The following is a 23134-nucleotide window of genomic DNA, read 5'->3' on the forward strand; positions in this document are numbered from 1 at the left end:
TGGCCCGTCCGGGTGGGAGGCGTCCCTGGCGCTCCGGGTGCCCTCTACCCGGCGTCGTATGCGGCGGAGCCCGGGCGTACTGTGGAAAAGGCCGGGAGGCCGGCGGAGACGCCCCGGGCACCGGCCGTACGAGCAGGTGGTGGAGTTGAGGCGCAAGCAGCACGGTCCGGAGGTCTTCCGGATCACCGGGGCCCGTCAGGGCCTGGCCGAGGACGTCCGCGGCCGGGAGCGCCGCTATGTGTTCTCGATGCTGGTACGTACCGTGTCCGTCCTGCTCACGGTGGTGCTGTGGAACGTGCAGCGGCCGCTCGCGGTGGTGATGCTGGTGCTCGGCGCGGTCCTGCCGTACGTGGCGGTGGTGATCGCCAACGCCGGGCGGGAGAACGCCCCCGCGCCCCCGGACTCCCGCCTCTCCGCACCGCCCCGGAACGCCCTGGGCCCCGCCGGCGGGACCGGGGAGCCCGGGGACGGGGCGGCGGCGCCCGGTGCGCGCACGATCCGGCAGGACCCCCGGGCCCCGGACGGCACCGGGCCCGGGCCGGACGCGGAAACCGCCGGTCCGGAGCACGGAGGCGAGGGCGCCCGGCCGGGGCACAGGCACCGGATCTGACCCCTCCGCGCGGCCGGCTGCCGCCGGTCGCCCGCCGCCCCGTCCTGTGACCCGCCCGCCCCGGTGGCCGGGGCGGGAAAACCTGCGGCCAATCGCACTGTTCGGTGCCCCGGGACCGGGTGTGCGTGCCATACTGCCTACACGCTCCGCATCCCCCGTCGGAGCGGTGGACCGACGCCGGGCAGCTCCCCCCGTGGCTGCCCGGCGTCGTCGTGTTTGGATGGGGCCGTGACCGATCCCGTGACCGACTCCCCCGCCCGTCCCGCGCCCGTCTGCTCCGCCAAGGGCTGCCGTACGGCCGCCGTGTGGGTGCTGGCCTGGAACAATCCCAAGCTGCACACCCCCGAGCGCCGTAAGACCTGGCTGGCCTGCGAGGAGCACCGCGAGCACCTGTCGCAGTTCCTGGGGGTGCGCGGCTTCCTCAAGGAGGTGGTGGCCCTGGCCGAGTGGGAGGACCGGCAGCGCGGCCCCGGCCGGGGGGACGGCGGACCGGGCGGCGCGCAGGAGCCCCGCGGTTCAGCCCCCGATCGCTGACATCGGGCGGTCGGGCTGGAGGAAGGCCGGGTCGTCCAGTCCCGAGCCCGCCTTCTTGCCCAGCATCGCCGCCTTCCACAGCCCGGCGATCTCCTCGTCGCCGGCCCCCGAGCGCAGCGCCCCGCGCAGGTCCGTCTCCTCGCGGGCGAACAGGCAGGTGCGGACCTGGCCGTCGGCGGTGAGCCGGGTGCGGTCGCAGGTGCGGCAGAAGGGCCGGGTGACCGAGGCGATCACGCCGACGCGGTGCGGTCCGCCGTCGACGAGCCACCGCTCGGCGGGGGCGGAGCCGCGGCTGCCCTCGTCCTCGGGGGTGAGGGTGAAGCGGGTGCGCAGCGAGGCCAGGACGTCCCCCGCGGTGATCATCCCCTCGCGCCGCCAGCCGTGCTGGGCGTCGAGCGGCATCTGCTCGATGAACCGCAGCTCGTAGCCGTTCTCGACGGCCCAGGCCAGCAGATCCGGGGCCTCGGTGTCGTTGAGCCCGGGCATCAGCACGGCGTTGACCTTGACCGGGGCGAGGCCGGCCTCGCGGGCGGCCGCCAGCCCCCGCAGGACGTCGGCGTGCCGCTTGCGGCGGGTCATCCGTGCGAACACCTGCGGGTCGAGGGTGTCGAGGGAGACGTTGACCCGGTCCAGCCCGGCCCCGCGCAGGGCGCCGGCGGTGCGCTCCAGCCCGATGCCGTTGGTGGTCAGCGACAGCCGGGGGCGGGGCTCCAGGGCCGCGCAGCGCTCCACGATGCCCACCAGTCCGGGGCGCAGCAGGGGCTCGCCCCCGGTGAAGCGGACCTCCTCCACGCCGAGCAGCGTCACCGCGATCCGCACCAGGCGGACGATCTCGTCGTCCGTGAGCAGGTCCGGCTTGGCGAGCCACTGGAGCCCTTCCTCGGGCATGCAGTACGTGCACCGCAGATTGCAGCGGTCGGTGAGCGATACGCGCAGATCGGTGGCGATCCGGCCGTAGGTGTCCAGAAGCATGCCGAAGGCCCTCCCGCGGATGGACATCTCCCGGGCAGCCTACGCGAGGACGGCGGCGGGCCGCGGGGGCACGGCCCGGTGCGGGCGTCCCGTTCATCTCGGCGTCTCCTGCCGTTGCTCCGCGCCGCCAGGAGCGATAGCTTCCCACGTCATACATCCGTACGGCCGAGACCGATAACCGGACGGGATGTTGCGGAACCCCTTGCGTTCACACAGACATGGAGCTCCCATGGCATCGAGACCCACCAGCCGACGCCGCGCCGTGGCGGTGCCGGCAGGGCTGGCGCTGACCGCCTCCCTCGCCCTGCTGCCCGGTGCCGGTACGGCGCTGGCACAGCAGACCGACGCACCGGCGGTCACGCGGGCCGCCGCGGACGGCGAGAAGCTGTCCTACGTGGTCAACACCTCCTCCACCAACCCCGGCACGATCAACCGGGTGAAGAAGGAGATAGCCAGGGCCGGCGGCACCGTCGTCGTCGCGCACCAGAGGATCGGCGTGATCGTCGCCCATTCGGCCGACCCGGGCTTCGCCGAGCGGATGCGCCAGGTGCGCGGCGTGGAGTCCGCCGGCGCCACCCGCACCGCGCCGCTGCGGGCCGCGGGCACCACCGAGGTCGGAGCGCCGCAGTACGTGGCGGAGAAGGCCGCCGCGGCCGCCGCCACCGCCGACGGGACCGAGCCCATGGAGGCCGACCTGTGGGGCCTGCGGGCCATCCGCGCCGACGAGGCGGCCAAGGTCAACCCGGGCAGCGACAAGGTCACGGTGGCGGTCATCGACACCGGCGTCGACGACACCCACCCGGACCTGGCCCCCAACTTCTCCGCCGGCCAGTCGGCGAACTGCGTCGGCGGCGTCGCCGACACCAGCGAGGGCGCCTGGCGCCCCTACACCGAGGGCGACTACCACGGCACGCACGTCGCGGGCACCATCGCCGCGGCGCGCAACGGAGTCGGTGTGGCGGGCGTCGCGCCGGGCGTCAAGGTCGCCTCCATCAAGGTGAGCGAGCCGGACACCAGCCTCTTCTACCCGGAGGCCGTCGTCTGCGCCTTCGTCTTCGCGGCCGACAAGGGCGTGGAGATCACCAACAACAGCTACTACGTCGACCCGTACCTGTACAACTGCAAGGACGACGCCGACCAGGGCGCGGTCGTGGAGGCGGTCGGCCGCGCCGCCCGCTACGCCGAGCGCAAGGGAACCCTGCACATCGCCTCGGCGGGCAACTCCAACCACGACCTCGCCGCCGACGAGATCCTGGACGGCTCCAGCCCGAACGACACCACCCCGGTGGAGCGGGTCGTCGACCCGGCCGAGTGCCTGGACCTGCCCACCCAGCTGCCGGGCGTGGTGACGGTCACGGCGACCGGCGTGCAGGACCTGAAGTCGTACTACTCCAGCTACGGCCACCGGGTCGCCGACGTCGCGGCGCCGGGCGGCGACCGCTACCAGATCCCGGACACCCCCTCGGGCAACGGCCGGATCCTGTCGACCATGCCCAACGACTCGTACGCCTTCCTGCAGGGCACCTCGATGGCCAGCCCGCACGTCGCGGGCGTGGCCGCGCTGCTGAAGAGCGAGCACCCCTGGGCGAGCCCGGCGGCGATCCAGGCGATGCTCAAGGCGCAGGCGGACAACCCGGGCTGCCCCGAGACCTACGACCCGGACGGCAACGGCGTCGAGGACTCCACCTGCGTGGGCGGACGGAACGTCAACGGCTTCTACGGCCACGGCATCGTGGACGCCCTGGACGCCGTCAAGTGACGTCCTCCCGCCCCGGGTGCCTGCGGGGCGGAGGGCGTGACCGGCCGTCAGGAGGCGGGTGACGCGGAGGGGCCGGGCCCGGCGGGTCCGGCCCCTTCCGCCGTCTGCGCCCCGCCCGTCCCCCGCGCCGCCGGCGAGGAGGGCGCCGCCGGGTCCGCGGCGGGCGGGGCTGCCGCGGGCTGCCAGCCGGGGCCCCTGAACAGCCGTCCGGCCCCCTCCCGCCAGTCGCGGGCGGCCCGCAGGTCCCGGGCGATGGCCACGTACTCGTGGGTGGCCACGCGCAGCGGGTTGTAGGTGTCGATGTTCTTGGTCAGGCCGTAGACGCACGGCTCGGCCTCGGGCTCGAAGCTCCCGAAGAGCCGGTCCCAGACGATGAGGATGCCGCCGAAGTTGCGGTCCAGGTAGGTGCCCTGCGAGGCGTGGTGGACGCGGTGGTGCGAGGGCGTGTTGAGGACGAGCTCGACGGGCCGGGGCAGCCGTCCGATGCGCTCGGTGTGGATCCAGAACTGGTAGACCAGGTTGGCCGAGGAGCAGAAGGCGAGCGCGGCCGGGTGCACGCCGCAGGCGACCAGCGGCAGGTAGAACGGCCAGGTGGTCAGGGACGTCCAGGGCTGGCGCAGCGCGGTGGTGAAGTTGAACTTCCGGCTGGAGTGGTGCACCACGTGGCAGGCCCACAGGATGCGGACGACGTGGTGGCCGCGGTGGGACCAGTAGTAGAAGAAGTCCTGGGCCAGCAGCATCAGCGGCAGCGTCCACCACTCCACCGGGATCCGCAGCGGGGTCAGCGCGTGGACCGCGGAGTAGGCCGCCACGGCGGGGATCTTCCACAGGGCGTCGAAGGCGAGGCTGCCCAGTCCCATGGCGAGGCTGGTGGCGGAGTCCCTGGCCTCGTACCCGGCCGCGGGGCTGCCGGGCTCCTCGGGGTGGAGGCGGTGGCCGACGGCCTCCAGTACCGTCAGCAGCAGGAAGGCCGGTATGGACCACAGCACGACGTCGGGGAGGTTCGGCACGCTCGGCATGCGTGCACCGTAGGGCCGCGCGGAGCGGGCCGCCAGAGTCTGTTACCGACAAGTATGCGAGACGGTTCGTCAGCAGTCGCGGCGTCCGTGGCGACCTGCGGCGGTGTGTGGCTGTCAGTGAGGGCCCGTATTCTCTGGAACCATGCTCGATGACCAGTCGGCGGCCGAAACGCTGCCCCCAGCGCACTCCAGCGGCCCGGCATGGCCCACCGAATACCCCGACGGCTACGCCGTGGTCGACGTGGAGACCACGGGGCTCGCCCGGGACGACCGGATCGTCTCCGCGGCCGTGTACCGGCTGGACGCCCGGGGTGATGTGATCGACCACTGGTACACCCCGGTCAATCCGCAGCGGGATCCGGGCCCGACCTGGATACACGGGCTGACGAGCGAGATGCTGGCCGACGCCCCGCTCTTCCCGGAGATCGCCGGGGAGTTCGCCGAGCGGCTGGAGGGCAGGGTGCTGGTCGCGCACAACGCCGTCTTCGACTGGTCGATGATCGCGCGCGAGTACGCCCGCGCGCGCCTGGTGGCCCCCGTGCGGCAGCGGCTGTGCACCATCGCCCTGTCCAAGGAGCTGGAGCTGCCCCTGCCCAACCACCGGCTGGAGTCCCTCGCCGCGCACTACGGCGTCGTGCAGCGCCGGGCGCACCACGCGCTGGACGACGCCCGGGTCCTGGCCGAGGCGTTCCGCCCCAGCCTCCACCTGGCCGCGCGGGGCGGCATACGCCTGCCCCTGCTGGCCTGCACGCCGCTCACCGAGTGGACCGACAGCGTCACCCCCGCGGGGCCGGCGGGCGGCTCCCGGGCCCGCTCCGCCGGCTGGCGCCCCTCGCGCAGGCGGCCGGCGTGCCCGTACCCCAACCCCGGGCGGTACGAGCCGGGCGGTCCCCTGGTCCAGGGGATGCGGGTGGCGATCTCCGGCGACACCTCCATCGACCGGGAGCTGCTGGAGGACCGGGCGGTCGAGGCCGGCCTCCACGTCTCCGGCAGCGTCTCGCGCCTCACCAGCCTCCTGGTCACCAACGACCCCGACTCCGGCACCTCCAAGGTCGCCAGGGCGCGCGCCTACGGCACCCCGGTGGTCGACGAGGCGGCCTTCACCCAGCTGCTGAGGGACGTGGCCCCCGCGCCCGAGCGGTGACGGGCGGCGGGGTACCGTCGAAGCGTGCCGTTCGTACCGTCCGCGTATCGCTTCCTGCTCTCCCGGCAGTGGGTGGCCCTCACCCTCGTCATGCTCCTGCTGATCCCGGCGATGGTGCGGCTGGGCTTCTGGCAGCTGCACCGGCACGAGGACCGGGTGGCCCGCAACGAGCTGATCGCCCGGAGCCTGGACGCCCCCGCCGTGCCCGTGGGCGAGCTGACCGCTCCCGGCCGCGGCCCGGACGACGGCGACCGCTACCGCACCGTGCGGGCCACGGGCGTCTACGACACCGATGAGGAGGTCGTCGTGCGCCAGCGGACCGGCGCCGACAGCCGGCGCATCGGCTACCACGTGATCACCCCGCTGGTGCGCGAGGACGGCACGGCCGTGCTGGTCAACCGCGGCTGGGTCCCCGCCGGAGAGGACCTGACACGGTTCCCCGAGGTGCCCGCGCCCCCCTCGGGCGAGGTCACCGTGACCGGCCGGCTGATGGCCGACGAGAGCGAGGGCAGCGGCGTCCGGGAGAAGGAGGGGCTGCCGCCGCGCCAGGTGATGCTCATCGACAGCGACCGGATGGCCGAGGAGCTGGGCCGCCCGGTCCTCGGCGGTTACGTCGCGCTGGAGGAGACCGCCCCCCGCCCCTCGGGCGAGCAGCCCGAACCCCTCCCCGAACCGGACCACAGCGGCATCGGCGCACACCTGGCCTACGCCTTCCAGTGGTGGCTGTTCGCCGCGGCCGTCCCCGTCGGCTGGGCCGTCCTGGTGCGGCGGGAGCGCCGGGAGCGGGCGGAGGCGGCCGGGCGGGCGGACGGCGGAGGCGGGGCGGAGGACGCCGGGGGCGCGGCGACCGCGGCGGGAGCAGCCGGATCCGCCGTTCCGGCCGCCCCGGCTGCCGGCCGGGGCGATCACCCGGCACACTGATCACCATGGATCTCGGACTGCAGGACAGGGTGTACATCGTCACCGGCGCCACCCGGGGGCTGGGCTTCGCCGCCGCCCGCGCGCTGGTGGCCGACGGCGCGAAGGCGGTCGTCACCGGCCGCGGCGAGGAGGCGGCGGCCGAGGCCGCCGCCCGGCTGGGCGGGGACGTGCTGGGGATCGCCGCGGACAACGCCGATCCGACCGCGGCCGACCGCCTGGTCGCGGCGGCCCTCGACCGGTACGGGCGCCTGGACGGGATCCTGATCAGCGTCGGCGGTCCGCCGGCCGGCTCCTACGAGGACATCACCGACGACCAGTGGCAGTCGTCGTTCGAGTCGGTCTTCCTCGGCGCGGTGCGGCTGGCCCGCGCCGCGGCCGCCCGGCTGCCGGAGGGCGGGGTCATCGGCTTCGTGCTCTCCGGTTCGGTGCACGAGCCGATCGCCGGACTGACGGTCTCCAACGGGCTGCGGCCGGGGCTGGCCGGCTTCGCCAAGTCGCTGGCGAACGAGCTGGGACCGCGCGGCATCCGGGTCGTCGGGCTGCTGCCGGGCCGCATCGACACCGACCGGGTGCGCACCTTGGACGCCCTGTCGGGCGACGCCGACGCCGCCCGCGAGCGCAGCTCGGCCGCGATCCCGCTGCGCCGCTACGGCACCCCGGAGGAGTTCGGCAGGGCGGCGGCGTTCCTGCTCTCCCCCGCCGCCTCCTACGTCACGGGCGTGATGCTCCCGGTCGACGGCGGCGCCCGCCACGGCTTCTGAGCCTCCGGCCGGGCGGCCGTCCGCTCCCGTGCCCGGCGCGGCGGGAGCGGAGGGGCCCGGGGCCGGACGGCTCCGGGCCGGGGGCTACTCGCCGATGCCGGCCAGGTCGCGCAGCCTGCGCGCCTGTGCCGCGCGCTCGGCCGCGCGCTGCTCGTCGTAGGTGCGCTCCGCCGCGCCCCGCAGCAGCGCCTTGGTCTCGACCACCGCGTCGCGCGGGGCGGCGAGCAGGGCGGCGGCCAGGTCGGCGGTGGCGGCCTCCAGGTCGGCGGCGGGTACCACCAGGTTGGCCAGGCCGATCCGCTCGGCCTCCTCGGCGCGCACGAAGCGGCCCGTCGCGCAGATCTCCAGCGCGCGGGCGTAGCCGACCAGGGAGACGAGCGGGTGCGTCCCGGTGAGGTCGGGGACGAGCCCGAGGCTGGTCTCGCGCATCGCGAACTGCGCGTCGTCGGCGCAGACCCGCAGGTCGCAGGCGAGGGCGAGCTGGAATCCGGCGCCCACGGCGTGGCCCTGGACGGCGGCGATGCTCACCACGTCGTTCCGGCGCCACCAGGTGAAGGCCTCCTGGTAGCCGGCGATGGCGGCGTCCAGGTCGGCGTCGGAGCCGCGCGCCAGGTCCGCGAAGGACGGCTCGCCCTCGAACCCCTGGGGCGTGAGGGCCTGCCGGTCCAGCCCGGCGGAGAAGGACGGCCCCTCGCCGCGCAGCACGGCGACGCGGACGTCGCCGGGCAGCAGGCGTCCGGCCTCGGCCAGGGCGCGCCACATGGCGAAGGTCTGGGCGTTGCGCTTGTCCGGGCGGACGAGTGTGACCGTCGCCACGGCGCCGTCCACGGCCAGCCGTACGCCGTCCTTGTCGAGCAGGGTCATGAGGTCTCCCGGGGCTCTCCGCAGTCAAGAAGTGACTGAAGAGTAGCCACCCGGCCGGGCAGGTGTCCGACCGGGTGGTCTGCTCGGGACCACCCCCGCCCGTCAGGACGGCGTGCTCTTCTTGCCCCGTGTCGCACCGCCGCGACCGCGCAGGGTCACGCCGGACTCACTGAGCATCCGGTGCACGAAGCCGTAGGAGCGGCCGGTTTCCTCGGCCAGCGCCCTGATGCTCGCACCGGAGTCGTATTTCTTCTTGAGGTCAGCCGCGAGCTTCTCGCGCGCGGCGCCGGTCACCCGGCTGCCCTTCTTCAGAGTCTCGGCCACCCGTGCCTCCTCATGGGAAGTGCGCTCTGGACTCTCATGATCACCCCTTGCCGGTTTTCTGGCCACCCATTCGACAAGGTCCGTGGGGCGACCTCGGCCGCCGGACGCCGGGACCGGGGCGGGTCCACGCGGCGCCGCGCCGGGGCCCGGCGCGGCGCGCGAGGAAGCCGTCGACGGAAAGCGCAGGTCAAAGGCTTCCCGGCGGTTCAAACCCACACCGCGGGAGGCTTGTGCCACACCGCGCGCGCCCTCGACGCGCGACCGCGCCGAGGTACCAGGCGATCTCACTCAGATGACGGATCAAGCGTCCGTCGGCCGAATGATCCGGAACGGTGTGGCCGACGCGGCCGCGGCGCGGCGGACGGGCCGCACCGCCTCAGGCGAGCGCCACGAGGTCGGCGTAGTCCTCGCCCCACAGGTCCTCCACGCCGTCCGGCAGCAGGATGATCCGCTCGGGCTGGAGCGCGTCCACCGCGCCCTCGTCGTGCGTGACCAGGACCACCGCGCCGGTGAAGGTGCGCAGGGCGCCGAGGATCTCCTCGCGGCTGGCCGGGTCGAGGTTGTTGGTGGGCTCGTCCAGCAGCAGCACGTTGGCCGAGGAGACCACCAGGGTGGCCAGTGCCAGCCGGGTCTTCTCGCCGCCGGAGAGCACGCCCGCCGGCTTGTCCACGTCGTCGCCGGAGAACAGGAAGGAGCCGAGCACCTTCCGGACCTCGACCATGTCCATGTCGGGCGCGGCCGAGCGCATGTTCTCCAGCACCGTGCGGTCCGGGTCGAGCGTCTCGTGCTCCTGGGCGTAGTAGCCCAGCTTCAGTCCGTGCCCGGCGACGACCCGGCCGGTGTCGGGCTCCTCCACCCCGGCCAGCAGCCGCAGCAGGGTGGTCTTGCCGGCGCCGTTGAGGCCGAGGATGACCACCCGGGAGCCCTTGTCGACGGCCAGCGACAGATCGGTGAAGATCTCCAGCGAACCGTAGGACTTGGACAGCCCCTCCGCCATCAGCGGCGTCTTCCCGCAGGGCGCCGGGTCGGGGAAGCGCAGCCGGGCGACCTTGTCCGTCTGCCGCTCCTCCTCCAGGCCGGCCAGCAGCCGCTCGGCGCGGCGGGCCATGTTCTGCGCGGCGACGGTCTTGGTGGCCTTGGCGCGCATCTTGTCGGCCTGGGCGTTGAGCGCGGCGGCCTTCTTCTCGGCGTTGGCCCGCTCGCGCCTGCGCCGCTTCTCGTCCGCCTCGCGCTGGGCCAGGTACTGCTTCCAGCCCATGTTGTAGACGTCGATGCGGGCCCGGTTGGCGTCCAGGTAGAAGACCTTGTTGACGACCGTCTCGACGAGGTCGACGTCGTGGGAGATGACGATGAAGCCGCCCCGGTAGGTCTTCAGGAAGTCGCGCAGCCAGACGATCGAGTCGGCGTCCAGGTGGTTGGTGGGCTCGTCCAGCAGCAGGGTGTCGGCGTCCGAGAAGAGGATCCGGGCCAGTTCCACGCGGCGCCGCTGGCCGCCGGAGAGGGTGTGGAGCGGCTGGCCGAGCACGCGGTCGGGCAGTCCCAGGCTGGCGGCGATCGTGGCGGCCTCGGCCTCGGCGGCGTAGCCGCCCTTGGTGAGGAACTCCGTCTCCAGCCGCTCGTACTTCTTCATGGCCCGCTCGCGGGTGGCGCCCTGGCCGTTGGCCATGCGGTCCTCGTTCTCGCGCATCCTGCGCAGCACGGTGTCCAGGCCGCGGGCGGAGAGGATGCGGTCGCGGGCGAGGGCGTCGAGGTCCCCGGTGCGCGGGTCCTGGGGGAGGTAGCCGACCTCGCCGCTGCGGGTGATGGTCCCGGCGGCGGGGATGCCCTCGCCGGCCAGGCAGCGGGTGAGGGTGGTCTTGCCGGCGCCGTTGCGGCCGACCAGGCCGATGCGGTCGCCCCGGGCGACGCGGAAGGAGGCGGACTCGATGAGGACCCGGGCGCCGGCGCGCAGCTCGAGTCCGGTGGCGGTGATCACGGAAACACTCCAGGGCAGGGGGGACGCACGTACGTCATCGGTCGGTGGCTGGGAGACGGTCGTACGCCGCTAATGCACGAGGAGATACGCCATGACGCCAGTCTAACGGCGGAGCGCAACCGGTTTCCCGCCCCGGGCCGCCCGGCCCGCCCGCTCCGCGCGGTGCCCCGCCCGGTGCGGACGGGGCACCGCACGGGCCGGCGGGCCGGGCGCGCCGGTCACGTCTGCCCGGTGTGGACCTGGAAGGCGGCCCGGCGCACCGCGCGGGCCAGCACCGGGTCCGGATGGGCCGCGGCGAGCGCGACCAGGACCTGGACGGTGCGGGGGTGGCCGGTGGCGCGGACCTCCTCCAGGAGTTCGGGGACGCTGCCCTGCACCGCCGACTCCAGGTGTTCCACCAGCACCCGCCCCTCGCCGTGGTCGGCGACGGCCGCGGCGGTGTCCACCCACAGCCAGGTGGCCTCCTGCCGGGTGAGCACCCCCGGCGCCCCGTCCGCCAGGTCGGCGGGGTCGGCCCCGTCGTGCTCGGCGAGCCAGAGCAGGGCGTAGGGCCGCAGCGTGGGCTCACCGGCCGCCTCCCGCACGGACGGCTCGGCCGGTGCCCCCACGACGCGCAGCGCCTCGAAGGCCAGGCCGCGGATGAGGGCGTCCTCGCCGCGCGCGGCCTCCAGGAGCTCGGCGACGGCCGGGCCGGTGGGCCGGGCGGCGAGCCAGGCGCGGTACTCGGCGCGGGCCTCCCCGGGGGAGAGCCGGGCGCAGCCGCGCAGCATGTCCTCGGCGGGGTGCTCGATGTTCCCGGCGGGGCTCTGGGCGGCGACGCAGATCTGCTCCAGCTTCACCCACACCGCCCAGTTGCCCAGGGGGGTGAGCACCGCCTGCCCGGGGTGGCCCCCCTCCTCCTCGGCGCAGCGGGTGAGCGCGCCGACGGAGGCCAGGCCGTCCAGGGCCCAGTCCAGCAGCACGGGCAGGTCGCGCACGGCGCCGGCGCCGTCCGCCGCGGGACCGCCGCGCTCGGCGCGGATCTCCTCGATGCGCCGCCGCAGCAGGTCGAGCAGGGCCGGCACGGTCACCGGCCCGGAGGACAGGTGCATCACCGACAGGAACTGCGGCGCCGCCACGACGACCTCGCCCACCGCCACCGGGTCGGCACCGGCCGGGGCCGGGTGGGCCAGCGACCAGGCGTCGAAGAGGGCGACCCAGCCGCGCAGCACGGCGGAGTCGTCGCGGTCCCAGGCGCGCAGCCGCCAGCCGGGCACGGCCGTGCCGCCGTGCAGCTCTATGAGGCCGGCGAGGCGGGCTCGGTCCCAGTGGAGGGGCACCTGCTCCACCGGTATGCGCAGCTCGGCCGCGGCCCGTTCGGCGTCCGACACCGGCGACAGCCCGGTGCCCTCCGCCCAGCGGGCGAGGCGCACGGCCTCGCTGAGGCAGGCCCGCGCCTGGCGGGCCAGTTGGTCGCGGGGAGGCACCCCTTCGGGGGGCCGTGGCGCACTCCGCCGGCGGCGCGGGCCCACGGCTCGGCGCGCGGCGGCGAGAGGCTGTCGGGAAACGAGGCGCAGCCGGGTGTCTCGCGGAGTACGGGACGTCACGGGAGCAGTGTTGTTGATGACGGCCCGAAAGCCCAAACGCCCCCGGCCCGACCTCACATGAGCGGGGTCAGGAAGCGGCGCAGCGCCTCCTCGTAGCGGCCCGGGTCGGCGTTCCACATGGCGGCGTGCGGAGCCTGCCGCACGATGTGCAACGACACCAGGTCGGGCCTGCGCGCGGCCAGTTCGCGGGAGAGGTCCCAGGGCGCGATGGCGTCGTCGGGACCGTGCAGGAGGAGGGTGGGGAGTTCCAGCACCGCCGGATCGGCCACCTCCGGGCGGGGCCGGTGGTCCAGCCGGGCGCGGCCCTGCGCGGCGCGCACCGCCAGCGGCAGCAGCGGCCCGGGGACGCGGCGGCCGGCGGCCAGGGAGCGCAGGGTGGCCCGCCAGTCGAGCACGGGCGAGTCCAGGATCAGGCCCCTGACGCGGTCGCGGACCGGGGAGTCCGCCGCGGCGCGCAGCGCCATGGTGCCCCCGGTGGACCAGCCGTACAGGACGACGCCCCGCGCGCCGCGGCCGACGGCGTGGCGGATCGCGGCGTCCAGGTCGCGCCACTCGGCGTCGCCCAGGCGGCCGGTGCCGTCGGGGGACCGGGGCGCCCCCGGATCGCCGCGGTAGGCCGGGACGAGCACCGGGACGCCCAGGTCGTGGAGGAACGGCAGGACGTTCATCGGGTGCTCGCGCGTGGCGCCCAGGCCGTGCGCGGCGATCACCCAGATGTCGCGGGGGGCGGGCAGGAACCAGGCGGGCAGGGTGCCGAGCTCGCCGGGGATCCCCACGTCCTCGTGCTCCAGGCCGAGGGCGTCGCGCGGGTTGCCGGTGTACAGCTGCGGGGTGAGCCGCACCCGGTCGCCGGCGGTGAACCGGCCGCGGTCGACGCGCTCCAGCCGCCGCACCACGGTGTCGGCCGCGGCGGGCAGGTCGAGCACGGGGCCGACGACGGCGTGCCGGCCCGGCCCGGTGAGCGCGTAGGTGCCCGGCAGCTGTGAGACCAGCGAGCGGGTCAGGGCGATCTGCCCCGCGGCCGTGGCGTGCACCGTCAGCGGCGGGCCCTGGAAGCCGGCGGGCAGGGCGCGGCCCGTGGGCGGCCTGAGGGCGGAGGCGGCCGCGTACCGGCCGGCTGCGACCGCGGCCGCGCCGGCACCGAGCAGGGTGGTGGCGGTCAGTGCCGCCGTTTTGCGCAGGCTCATCCTGCCCAGGATGGCGGGACGGAGGCGATCGGGCCAGTGGGCCGCGCCCGGGGGGCCGCGGGCGCGCCTGCCGGTGCCGCGCGGTGGGGGCGCCGGTCCGGGCGGGCCGGGCCGGTCAGCCGCCGGGTTGGCCGTAGCCGCGCAGCCGCTCGGCGACGCGGTCCAGTTCCCCGGGCGGCAGGAGGGAGGGGGTGCGGCCGGGTACGGAGGAGGCGGCGAGCCAGACGCGGCACATCCACTCCAGCTGCGCGGTGTGGTCGTAGGCCCGGCGCAGGGTGTCGGCGTGCACCAGCGTGCCGTGGTTGCGCAGCAGGCAGCCGCTGCGGCCGCGCAGGGCCTCCAGGGCTCCGGCGGCCAGCTCCTCGCTGCCGTAGGCGGCGTACGGGGCGACGCGCACCGGGCCGCCCAGCGCGGCGGCCATGTAGTGGACGGCGGGGAGTTCGTCGACGAGGGTGGAGACCGCGGTGGCGTGCACCGCGTGGGTGTGGACGACGGCCCCCGCGCCGGTGGTGCGGTAGACCGCCAGGTGCATGGGCAGCTCGCTGGTGGGCACCAGTTCCCCGGCCACCCGCCGGCCCGCCAGGTCGACGGCGCACAGCTCCCCCGGTCCGAGCTCGTCGTAGGGGACGCCGCTGGGCGTGACGAGGACGGTGTCGCCGTCCACCCGTACCGAGACGTTGCCCGAGGTGCCGACGACCAACCCGTCGGCCACCGTCCTGCGGGCCGTCTCCACCAGCTCGCTCCAGGCGTCCGCCCAGGCCGACCGCATCAGCACCCACCTCCGGCGGAGGACTGTAGCGCGGTGGCACGGCGCGCCGGGTCCTCCGGGCGTCGCAAGCGCGCAGGATGGGTCTGTGTACATCATCACGCGCCTCCTGCGCACACAGGATCCCTGAGACACCGTGAATCCGTCCCCAGTTCACCTTGCGTTCACCCTCGATCCCTACGTTCACCGAGTACCGCCCCTCCGACTGATTGCCTGGGTGAGATGGAAAACATCACGCTTCTCATCGGGATCGTGATCGTCACAGCCTTGGTGTTCGACTTCACCAACGGCTTCCACGACACGGCCAACGCCATGGCCACCACCATTTCCACCGGGGCTCTCAGGCCCAAGACGGCGGTGGCGATGTCGGCGGTCCTCAACCTCGTCGGCGCCTTCGTGTCGGTCGAGGTCGCCGCGACCATTTCCAAGGGCCTCATCAACGAGGACTCCGGCATCGAACCGGCGGTGATCTTCGCGGGGCTGGTCGGCGCCATCATCTGGAACCTGCTGACCTGGCTGGCCGGACTTCCCTCCAGCTCCTCGCACGCCCTCATGGGCGGCCTGATCGGCGCGACCATCGCCTCGGTCGGCGTCGGCGCCGTCTCCTTCGACGCGGTCGTGATGAAGGTCCTGATCCCGGCCGTGGTCGCCCCCCTGGTCGCCGGCGTCGCCGCGATGCTCGCCACCCGCCTCACCTACCGGCTCAGCCGGAGCAGCGACGAGCAGGAGGTCGCCAAGGGCTACCGGGCCGGGCAGATCGCCTCGGCCGCCCTGGTCTCCCTCGCCCACGGCACCAACGACGCCCAGAAGACGATGGGCGTCATCACCCTGGCCCTGATCTCGGGCGGCGCGCTCGGCGCCGACGCCGACCCGCCGCTGTGGGTCATCGCCTCCGCGGGCATCGCCATCGCGCTGGGCACCTACCTGGGCGGCTGGCGCATCATCCGCACCATGGGCAAGGGCCTCACCGACATCCGTCCGGCGCAGGGCTTCGCCGCGCAGACCAGCTCGGCCGTCACCATCCTGGCCTCCTCCCACCTGGGCTTCGCCCTCTCCACCACCCAGGTCTGCTCCGGCTCGATCATGGGCTGCGGCCTGGGCCGCAAGGGCGGTGCGGTGCGCTGGAGCACCGCGGGCCGCATGGTCGCCGCCTGGGGCCTGACGCTCCCGGCCGCCGGCCTGGTCGCCGCGGGCTCCGCCCTGCTGGCCACCCAGGGCGACTGGGGCGTCACCACGGTCGCGGTCCTGGCCGTGGCCGCCATCGCCGCCATCTGGTTCGCCTCCCGCCGCGAGCCGGTGGACCACACCAACGTCAACGACGTCGAGGCGGACACCGCCGAGGAGGCGGGCGTGGTCACCGCCGCCCTGCAGGCCGTCGCCCCGCCGCCGACCGCCGCCGCCCTGGAGGAGGCCGAGGCCGCCGCCCGGAGCGGGAAGACCGCCGTCTCCGCCTCCTGAGGCGCCGCTCCGCGCCCTGCCCCTCCCGGGAACCCGATCCCCCGCACCCACGCGGTCTCCGCACGGGTCGCAGACACGAAGGAAGAAGCACCATGGACATCGACTGGGCCGCTCTCGGCCAGGTCTTCGGGGTCAGCCTCGTGATGACGGTCGGCCTGGTGGGCATGTTCACCCTCGGCATCGTCGGCTCGGCCGGCGGACGCGGGAAGGGCGGCCCCGCCTCCCCGGCCCGCCTCGGCTCCTACGCCTGCTACGCCCTGTGCGCGGCGGCCGTGGCCTACGGCATCTACATCATCGCGGCCTGAGCCGGCCGTCCGTCCCGCCACCGGCGCCCCGGCGGCGGGACGGCCGGCCGCCAGTACCCCCGGCACGAGAGCCGAGCGGGCGTCCGGCACACCGCGCCGGGCGCCCGCTCGGTGTTCCGGGCGGACGCCCCGCGCCGCGCACCGGTGGGCGTCCGCCGCGCGCGGCGGGCCCGTGTGCGCTTCCGCACAGTGCGCCGCCGCAGGTCACGGCCGAGTTGACGCGCCCTCCCGGGCGTGGTGGACTTCCCGTTGCCCAACGGCGGCAGGAGAGGAAGCCGGTGCGAATCCGGCGCGGTCCCGCCACTGTCACCGGGGAGCGCTCCCCCACCCAGCGTCACGGCCCGCACATCGGGCTGGAAGGCCGGGGGAAGCGCCGATCCGGGAGCCAGGAGACTCTCACCGCCGGTCACGTCGAGCCAGGGCGAGGACCCTGAGTGAGGACATACCGCCATGCACGGCACCCTGCCCGCGTCCGCACCGCCGCTTCCCCCCGCGCACAGGTCAGCACGAGGCGTGACGGCCCGCTGACGCGATGCGTGCCCACCGCACGGCGACCGCTCCCGCGGATCCCGCCGCGTCCCCTGCCGCCCCGGCCGCGTCCGGCGCGGCCTGCGCCTACGCCTGCGGAGCGGTGCTGGGACACCTGATCGACCTCGTCGCCGGCGACCCGCGCCGCGGCCACCCCGTCGCCGCCTTCGGGCGTGCCGCCGCGGCCGCCGAGCGGCTGCTGTGGCGCGACCACCGCGGCGCGGGCGCCCTGTACGCCGCCGTGTGCGCGGGCGGGACCGCGGCGGCCGCGGCGGCGCTGGACCGCGCCGTGCGCCGCTCCCCCGCCGCCCGCACCGCGCTGACGGCCGCCGCCGCCTGGTCGGTGACCGGCGGCAGCAGCCTGGCCCGCGAGGCCCGCACGATCGCCGCCGCCCTGGAGGCCGGCGACGTCGGGGCCGCGCGCGCCCGGCTGCCGCACCTGTGCGGCCGGGATCCCCAGGCACTGGACGCCGACGGCATCGCCCGCGCGGTGGTGGAGTCCGTCGCCGAGAACACCTCCGACGCCGTGGTGGGCGCCCTGGTGTGGGGGGCGGCCGCGGGCGTGCCCGGACTGGCCGGCTTCCGGGCCGTCAACACCCTGGACGCGATGGTCGGCCACCGCTCGCCGCGCCACCTGCGCTTCGGCTGGGCCTCCGCCCGCCTGGACGACGCCGCCGGGTGGCCCGGCGCCCGGCTGACCGCGCTGCTGGCCGTCCTCGCCGGCCCGGACCCCCGCGGCGCGCTGGAGGCCTGGCGCGCGGACGCCCGCCGCCACCCCAGCCCCAACGCCGGTGTGGTGGAGGCGGCGTTCGCGGGCGCGCTGGGCGTACGGCTGGGCGGGACGCTGTCGTACGGCGGCCGCGTCGAGCACCGCCCGGTGCTGAACCCCTCCGGTCGCCCGGTGCGCGTGGCCGACATCGAGCGCACGGTGCGGTTGTCGCGCCGGGTGAGCGCTCTGGCGCTGGTGCTGTGCGCCGGTGCCGGTGCGCTGCGGGAGCGGAGGGCCGCCCGTGCGGCGGCCCGGAGGAGGGACCGGTGACGGATTCCACGGCGGCTGGTGCGGGAGGCGTCGCGGCGGGCGGCGGCCTGCTGGTGGCGGGGACGACCTCGGATGCGGGCAAGAGCGTGGTCACGGCGGGGATCTGCCGCTGGCTGGCCCGCCGGGGCGTGAAGGTGGCGCCGTTCAAGGCCCAGAACATGTCGCTGAACTCCTTCGTCACGCGCGACGGCGCCGAGATCGGCCGCGCCCAGGCCATGCAGGCCGCCGCGGCCGGGGTGGAGCCGAGCGCGCTGATGAACCCGGTGCTGCTCAAGCCCGGCGGCGACCGCACCAGCCAGGTGGTGCTGCTGGGCAGGCCGGTGGGCGAGCTGAGCGCCCGCGGCTACCACGCCGGGCGGCAGGAGGCCCTGCTGGGGACGGTCACCGAGTGCCTGGCGGAGCTGCGCCGCACCCACGACGCGGTGATCTGCGAGGGCGCCGGCAGTCCGGCCGAGATCAACCTGCGGCGCAGCGACATCGTCAACATGGGCCTGGCGCGCGCCGCCTCCCTCCCGGTGGTGGTGGTCGGCGACATCGACCGGGGCGGCGTCTTCGCCTCGCTCTTCGGCACCACCGCGCTGCTGTCGCCCGAGGACCAGGCGCTGGTGGCGGGGTACGTCGTCAACAAGTTCCGCGGTGACGTGACGCTGCTGGAGCCCGGCCTGGAGATGCTGCGCGGTCTGACCGGGCGGCCGGTGCTGGGCGTCCTGCCCTACGCGCACGGGCTCGGCATCGACGAGGAGGACGGGCTGCGGCTGTCGCTGCGCGGCACGGTCCGCGAGGCGTCCGTGGCGCCGCCGCACGGCCGCGACGTGCTGCGGGTGGCGGTGGTGCCCGTGCCGCTGATGTCGAACTTCACGGACGTGGACGCGCTGGCGGCCGAGCCGGGGGTGGCGGTGCGCTTCACCGACCGGCCCGAGGAGCTGGCCGACGCCGACCTGGTGGTGCTGCCCGGCACCCGCGGCACCGTCAGGGCGCTGGCCTGGCTGCGCGAGCGCGGACTGGCCGGCGCGCTGGTGCGCCGGGCCGCCGAGGGGCGTCCGGTCCTGGGGATCTGCGGCGGCTTCCAGATGCTGGGCGAGCGGATCGAGGACGAGGTGGAGTCCCGGGCCGGGACGGTCGAGGGCCTGGGCCTGCTGCCGGTGCGGGTGCGCTTCGCCGCGGAGAAGACCCTGGCCCGGCCGGCCGGCGAGGCGCTGGGCGAGCGCGTGGAGGGCTACGAGATCCACCACGGCGTGGCCGAGGTGGCCGGCGGGGACGAGCCGTTCCTGGACGGCTGCCGCAGCGGCTCGGTGTGGGGCACGCACTGGCACGGGTCGCTGGAGAGCGACGGTTTCCGGCGGGCCTTCCTGCGGCGGGTGGCCGCCGACGCCGGGCGGGCGTTCGTCCCCGCGCCGGACACGTCGTTCGCCGCGCTGCGCGAGGAGCAGCTCGACCGGTTGGGCGACCTGGTGGAGGAGCACGCCGACACCGCGGCGCTGCTGCGGCTGATCGAGGGCGGGGCCCCGCGGGGGCTGCCGTTCGTGCCGCCGGGGGCGCCGTGAGCGGAGCGAACGCACCGGCCGCCGTGAGCGGAGCGAACGCACCGCCCCCCGCGGGCGGGGCGAACCGAACGGCCGCCGTGAGCACGGCGGACAGGACGACCGAGACGACCGAAGCGAAGGGCGTACGCGCCGATGGGGGTTCGATGAGCACGGTACTGCTGCTGTCCACCGCCGACACCGATCTGCTGGCGGCCCGCGCCTCCGGCGCTCCGTTCCGCATCGCCAACCCCACCCGCGTCGACGCGGCCGGGGAGCTGCCGGGGCTGATCGAGGGCGCGGACATCGCCGTCGTACGCCTCCTGGGCGGCCGGCGCGCCTGGGAGGAGGGGCTGGAGGTGCTGCGGGCCTCCGGTGTCCCCACCGTGCTGCTGGGCGGGGAGTCCGTCCCGGACGCCGAGCTGATGGCGCTGTCCACCGTGCCGGCGGGCGTGGTGGCCGAGGCGCTGAAGTACCTGGTGGCGGGCGGTCCGGGCAACCTGGCGGAGCTGGTGCGCTTCCTGTCCGACACCGTGCTGCTGACCGGCCACGGCTTCGCCCCGCCGCAGCCGATGCCCGAGTACGGGGTGCGCGGCTCCCGCGCCCACGACCCCGCCCGGCCGACGGTGGGCGTGCTGTTCTACCGGGCCCACGAGCTGTCGGGGAACACCTCCTTCGTCGACGTCCTGTGCGACGCGATCGAGGAGCGCGGCGCCAACGCGCTGCCGGTGTACTGCGGTTCGCTGCGGGGCGCCGAGCCCGGCCTGTACGAGCTGCTGGGCCGGGCCGACGCCCTGGTGGCCACCGTGCTGGCGGCGGGCGGCACCCGCGCGGCGGACGCGAGCGCCGGTGGCGACGACGAGGCGTGGGACGTGGGCGCCCTGGCCGCGCTGGACGTGCCGGTGCTCCAGGGCCTGTGCCTGACCGGCTCCCGCGCCGCCTGGGAGGCCTCGGACGCGGCACTGTCCCCGATGGACGCCGCGATGCAGGTGGCGATCCCGGAGTTCGACGGTCGGCTGATCACCGTGCCGTTCTCCTTCAAGGAGGAGGGTCCCGACGGGGTGCCCGTCTACGTCGCCGACCCCGAGCGGGCCCGGCGCGTGGCCGGGATCGCGGTGCGGCACGCCGCCCTGCGGCACAAGCCGAACGCCGACAAGCGGCTCGCCCTGGTCTTCACCGCCTACCCCACCAAGCACGCGCGGGTGGGCAACGCGGTCGGCCTGGACACCCCCGCCTCCGCGGTGGAGCTGCTGCGGGCGCTGAAGGCCGCCGGCTACGACACCGGCGAGCTCCCCGCCACCGGGGACGAGCTGATCCACCGCCTGATCGCCGCCGGCGGCCACGACGTGGAGTGGCTGACGGAGGAGCAGCTGGCCGCCGCGCCGGCCCGGGTGCCGCTGGAGGACTACCGCGCGTGGTTCGCCACGCTCGACCCCGAGCTGCGCGACGCCATGCGCGAGCACTGGGGCGAGCCGCCGGGCTCGCTGTACGTGGACGGCGAGGGCCCCGGCGCCGAGATCGTGCTGGCCTCGCTGCGGTTCGGCAACGTGGTGGTGATGATCCAGCCGCCGCGCGGCTTCGGCGAGAACCCCATCGCGATCTACCACGACCCGGACATGCCGCCCTCCCACCACTACCTGGCGGCCTACCGGTGGCTGGAGCACACCTTCGGCGCCGACGCGGTGGTCCACATGGGCAAGCACGGCACGATGGAGTGGCTGCCGGGCAAGGGGCTGGGCCTGTCGGCCGGGTGCGCCCCGGACGCCGTCCTCGGCGACCTGCCGCTGGTCTACCCGTTCATCGTCAACGACCCCGGCGAGGGCACGCAGGCCAAGCGCCGCGGCCACGCCACGGTCGTGGACCACCTGGTGCCGCCGATGGCGCGGGCCGACTCCTACGGCGACCTGGCGAAGCTGGAGCAGTTGCTGGACGAGTACGCGCTGGTGAGCGACCTGGACCCGGACAAGGCGCCGGCGGTGCGCAGCCGGATCTGGACGCTGGTGCGGGCCGCCGAGCTCCACCACGACCTGCACGTGGACGAGCAGCCGGACGAGGACGAGTTCGACGAGTTCGTCATGCACATCGACGGCTGGCTGTGCGAGATCAAGGACGTGCAGATCCGCGACGGCCTGCACGTCCTGGGCGGCGGCCCGGTGGGCGAGCCGCGCGTCAACCTGGTGCTGGCCGTGCTGCGTTCGGCGCAGATGTGGGGCGGGGTCGGCGGCGCGCTGCCGGGGCTGCGGGCGGTGCTGGCCGAGCACGTGGGCCTGGAGGAGGCCGCGCTGCTGGCCGAGCCGGGCGCCCGCATCGAGGTGCCCAAGGCGCTCACCTCCCTCGCCGACGGGCCCTCGCGCACCGCCTCCGACGCGATCGACCTGCTGGAGCACCTGGCGCGGCGGCTGGTGGAGGGGATGGAGGCCCGCGCCTGGGCGCGCGATGCGGCCGGCGAGGTGGCCGCCGAGGTGCTGGGCGCCGACGTGCCGGAGGCGGTGCGGGCGCTGGAGTTCGCCGCGGACGAGGTGGTGCCCCGGCTGGCGCGCACCACCGACGAGATCGGCAACGTCCTGCACGCGCTGGAGGGCGGCTACGTCCCGGCCGGGCCCTCCGGTTCGCCGACCCGCGGCCTGGTCAACGTCCTGCCCACGGGCCGGAACTTCTACTCGGTGGACCCCAAGGCGGTGCCGTCGCAGCTGTCGTGGGAGGTCGGCAGCGCGCTGGCCGACTCGCTGCTGGCCCGCCACCTGGCCGACCACGGCGCGTACCCGAAGTCCGTCGGCCTGACGGTGTGGGGCACCTCCTGCATGCGCACCCAGGGCGACGACATCGCCGAGATCCTGGCCCTGCTGGGCTGCCGCCCGGTGTGGGACGACGCCTCCCGGCGGGTGACGGGCTTCGAGATCGTGCCCCTGGCGGAGCTGGGGCGTCCGCGCATCGACGTCACGGTCCGCATCTCCGGTTTCTTCCGGGACGCCTTCCCGCACGTGGTGGGCCTGGTGGACGACGCGGTGCGGGCGGTGGCGGAACTGGACGAGCCGGCCGAGTCCAACTACGTGCGGGCGCACGCCGACGAGGACACCGCCGCCCACGGCGACCGGCGCCGGGCCACGGCGCGGATCTTCGGCTCCAAGCCGGGCGCGTACGGGGCCGGTCTGCTGCCGCTGATCGACGCCCGCAACTGGCGCTCGGACGCGGACCTGGCCGAGGTGTACGCGGTGTGGGGCGGCTACGCCTACGGGCGCGGCCTGGACGGCCGCCCGGCGCGCGGCGACATGGAGACGGCGTTCCGCCGCATCCAGGTGGCGGCCAAGAACGTCGACACCCGCGAGCACGACATCGCCGACGCCGACGACTACTTCCAGTACCACGGCGGCATGGTCGCCATGGTGCGCCACCTGACGGGCGCCTCCCCCGAGGCGTACGTCGGCGACTCCGCCGTCCCCGACCAGGTGAGGACGCGGACGCTGGGCGAGGAGACCCACCGCGTCTTCCGGGCCCGGGTGGTCAACCCGCGCTGGATGGCGGCGATGCGGCGCCACGGCTACAAGGGCGCCTTCGAGATGGCCGCCACCGTGGACTACCTCTTCGGCTACGACGCCACCGCCGGGGTCGTGGACGACTGGATGTACGAGCGGCTGGCCGCCGAGTACGTCTTCGACGAGACCAACCAGGAGTTCATGAGGCGCTCCAACCCGTGGGCGCTGCGCGGCATCGCCGAGCGGCTGCTGGAGGCCGCCGACCGCGAGATGTGGGCCGAGCCGGAGGAGGAGACCCTCGACCGGCTCCGGCAGGTCTACCTCGAACTCGAGGGCGACCTCGAGGGCGGATCCGACGACGACACGGAGGGCGACGCATGAGCACCCAC

The 23134-nt window shown here is 75.2% G+C and carries 19 protein-coding genes and 1 riboswitch; of the genes, 11 read left to right on the top strand and 8 right to left on the bottom strand.

Features of this window, described 5'->3' with window-relative positions:
- The first annotated feature begins 145 nt into the window (after positions 1-145).
- Positions 146-610 (top strand): DUF3099 domain-containing protein, encoded by a 465-nt coding sequence (locus tag ACFSJS_RS25630; protein WP_380904456.1) that lies wholly within the window; start codon positions 146-148, stop codon positions 608-610.
- A gap of 240 nt (positions 611-850) precedes the next feature.
- Complete coding sequence (locus ACFSJS_RS25635) at positions 851-1144, top strand: hypothetical protein (RefSeq protein ID WP_380904515.1); 294 nt, start codon at positions 851-853, stop codon at positions 1142-1144.
- On the opposite strand, the gene moaA is transcribed toward ACFSJS_RS25635, so the two are convergent.
- Positions 1127-2116, bottom strand: coding sequence for a GTP 3',8-cyclase MoaA (gene moaA, locus ACFSJS_RS25640; protein ID WP_380904517.1), 990 nt, complete (start codon positions 2114-2116; stop codon positions 1127-1129). The two genes, ACFSJS_RS25635 and moaA, sit on opposite strands and share 18 nt — an antisense overlap.
- A 229-nt stretch (positions 2117-2345) precedes the next feature.
- Here moaA and ACFSJS_RS25645 point away from each other — a divergent pair, with 229 nt between their 5' ends.
- Positions 2346-3875 (top strand): S8 family peptidase, encoded by a 1530-nt coding sequence (locus ACFSJS_RS25645; RefSeq protein ID WP_380904458.1) that lies wholly within the window; start codon positions 2346-2348, stop codon positions 3873-3875.
- Between the two features lie 47 nt (positions 3876-3922).
- On the opposite strand, the gene ACFSJS_RS25650 is transcribed toward ACFSJS_RS25645, so the two are convergent.
- Complete coding sequence (locus tag ACFSJS_RS25650; RefSeq protein ID WP_380904460.1) at positions 3923-4894, bottom strand: sterol desaturase family protein; 972 nt, start codon at positions 4892-4894, stop codon at positions 3923-3925.
- A 142-nt stretch (positions 4895-5036) separates the two neighbouring features.
- Between ACFSJS_RS25650 and ACFSJS_RS25655 the strand changes: the two genes are divergently transcribed.
- The 3 genes from ACFSJS_RS25655 to ACFSJS_RS25665 all read left to right on the top strand — a co-directional run bounded on the left by ACFSJS_RS25655 (position 5037) and on the right by ACFSJS_RS25665 (position 7720).
- A complete protein-coding gene (locus ACFSJS_RS25655; protein WP_380904462.1) occupies positions 5037-6038 on the top strand; it encodes a DEDDh family exonuclease in 1002 nt (333 codons plus the stop codon).
- Between the two features lie 90 nt (positions 6039-6128).
- A complete protein-coding gene (locus ACFSJS_RS25660; protein WP_380904519.1) occupies positions 6129-6959 on the top strand; it encodes an SURF1 family cytochrome oxidase biogenesis protein in 831 nt (276 codons plus the stop codon).
- Between the two features lie 5 nt (positions 6960-6964).
- Complete coding sequence (locus tag ACFSJS_RS25665) at positions 6965-7720, top strand: SDR family oxidoreductase (protein ID WP_380904464.1); 756 nt, start codon at positions 6965-6967, stop codon at positions 7718-7720.
- 84 nt (positions 7721-7804) lie between these two features.
- On the opposite strand, the gene ACFSJS_RS25670 is transcribed toward ACFSJS_RS25665, so the two are convergent.
- The 6 genes from ACFSJS_RS25670 to ACFSJS_RS25695 all read right to left on the bottom strand — a co-directional run bounded on the left by ACFSJS_RS25670 (position 7805) and on the right by ACFSJS_RS25695 (position 14425).
- Positions 7805-8584, bottom strand: a complete 780-nt coding sequence (locus ACFSJS_RS25670; protein WP_380904466.1) for an enoyl-CoA hydratase/isomerase family protein — start codon at positions 8582-8584, stop codon at positions 7805-7807.
- Positions 8585-8686: 102 nt separating this feature from the next.
- Complete coding sequence (locus ACFSJS_RS25675; protein ID WP_380904468.1) at positions 8687-8908, bottom strand: helix-turn-helix domain-containing protein; 222 nt, start codon at positions 8906-8908, stop codon at positions 8687-8689.
- 376 nt (positions 8909-9284) lie between these two features.
- On the bottom strand, positions 9285-10883 hold the full coding sequence (locus ACFSJS_RS25680; RefSeq protein WP_380904470.1) for an ABC-F family ATP-binding cassette domain-containing protein: 1599 nt from the start codon (positions 10881-10883) through the stop codon (positions 9285-9287).
- A 218-nt stretch (positions 10884-11101) separates the two neighbouring features.
- On the bottom strand, positions 11102-12469 hold the full coding sequence (locus ACFSJS_RS25685) for a hypothetical protein (RefSeq protein ID WP_380904472.1): 1368 nt from the start codon (positions 12467-12469) through the stop codon (positions 11102-11104).
- Between the two features lie 53 nt (positions 12470-12522).
- Positions 12523-13656: an alpha/beta hydrolase gene (locus ACFSJS_RS25690; RefSeq protein WP_380904474.1), complete on the bottom strand. Its 1134-nt coding sequence runs from the start codon at positions 13654-13656 to the stop codon at positions 12523-12525.
- Positions 13657-13771: 115 nt separating this feature from the next.
- Positions 13772-14425, bottom strand: a complete 654-nt coding sequence (locus tag ACFSJS_RS25695; protein ID WP_380904476.1) for a class II aldolase/adducin family protein — start codon at positions 14423-14425, stop codon at positions 13772-13774.
- Positions 14426-14644: 219 nt separating this feature from the next.
- Between ACFSJS_RS25695 and ACFSJS_RS25700 the strand changes: the two genes are divergently transcribed.
- From ACFSJS_RS25700 to cobN, 5 genes are all read left to right on the top strand, one after another.
- The gene (locus tag ACFSJS_RS25700) at positions 14645-15880 is read left to right on the top strand and encodes an inorganic phosphate transporter (protein ID WP_380904478.1); all 1236 of its coding nucleotides are present in this window, start codon (positions 14645-14647) and stop codon (positions 15878-15880) included.
- Positions 15881-15972: 92 nt separating this feature from the next.
- Positions 15973-16185 carry a hypothetical protein gene (locus ACFSJS_RS25705; protein WP_380904480.1) on the top strand — a complete coding sequence of 71 codons (213 nt, stop codon included), beginning with the start codon at positions 15973-15975 and terminating at the stop codon, positions 16183-16185.
- Positions 16186-16454: 269 nt separating this feature from the next.
- Positions 16455-16580: riboswitch (cobalamin riboswitch) on the top strand.
- A gap of 137 nt (positions 16581-16717) precedes the next feature.
- Complete coding sequence (locus tag ACFSJS_RS25710) at positions 16718-17752, top strand: cobalamin biosynthesis protein (protein ID WP_380904482.1); 1035 nt, start codon at positions 16718-16720, stop codon at positions 17750-17752.
- Positions 17749-19296: a cobyric acid synthase gene (locus tag ACFSJS_RS25715; RefSeq protein WP_380904484.1), complete on the top strand. Its 1548-nt coding sequence runs from the start codon at positions 17749-17751 to the stop codon at positions 19294-19296. Before ACFSJS_RS25710 ends, ACFSJS_RS25715 begins: the two co-directional genes overlap by 4 nt.
- 143 nt (positions 19297-19439) lie before the next feature.
- Positions 19440-23126: a cobaltochelatase subunit CobN gene (gene cobN, locus ACFSJS_RS25720; RefSeq protein ID WP_380904485.1), complete on the top strand. Its 3687-nt coding sequence runs from the start codon at positions 19440-19442 to the stop codon at positions 23124-23126.
- The last annotated feature ends 8 nt before the right edge of the window (positions 23127-23134 follow it).

Origin of the sequence: Streptomyces desertarenae (assembly GCF_042681365.1) — a bacterium.
Taxonomy (GTDB): Bacteria; Actinomycetota; Actinomycetes; order Streptomycetales; family Streptomycetaceae; genus Streptomyces; species Streptomyces desertarenae.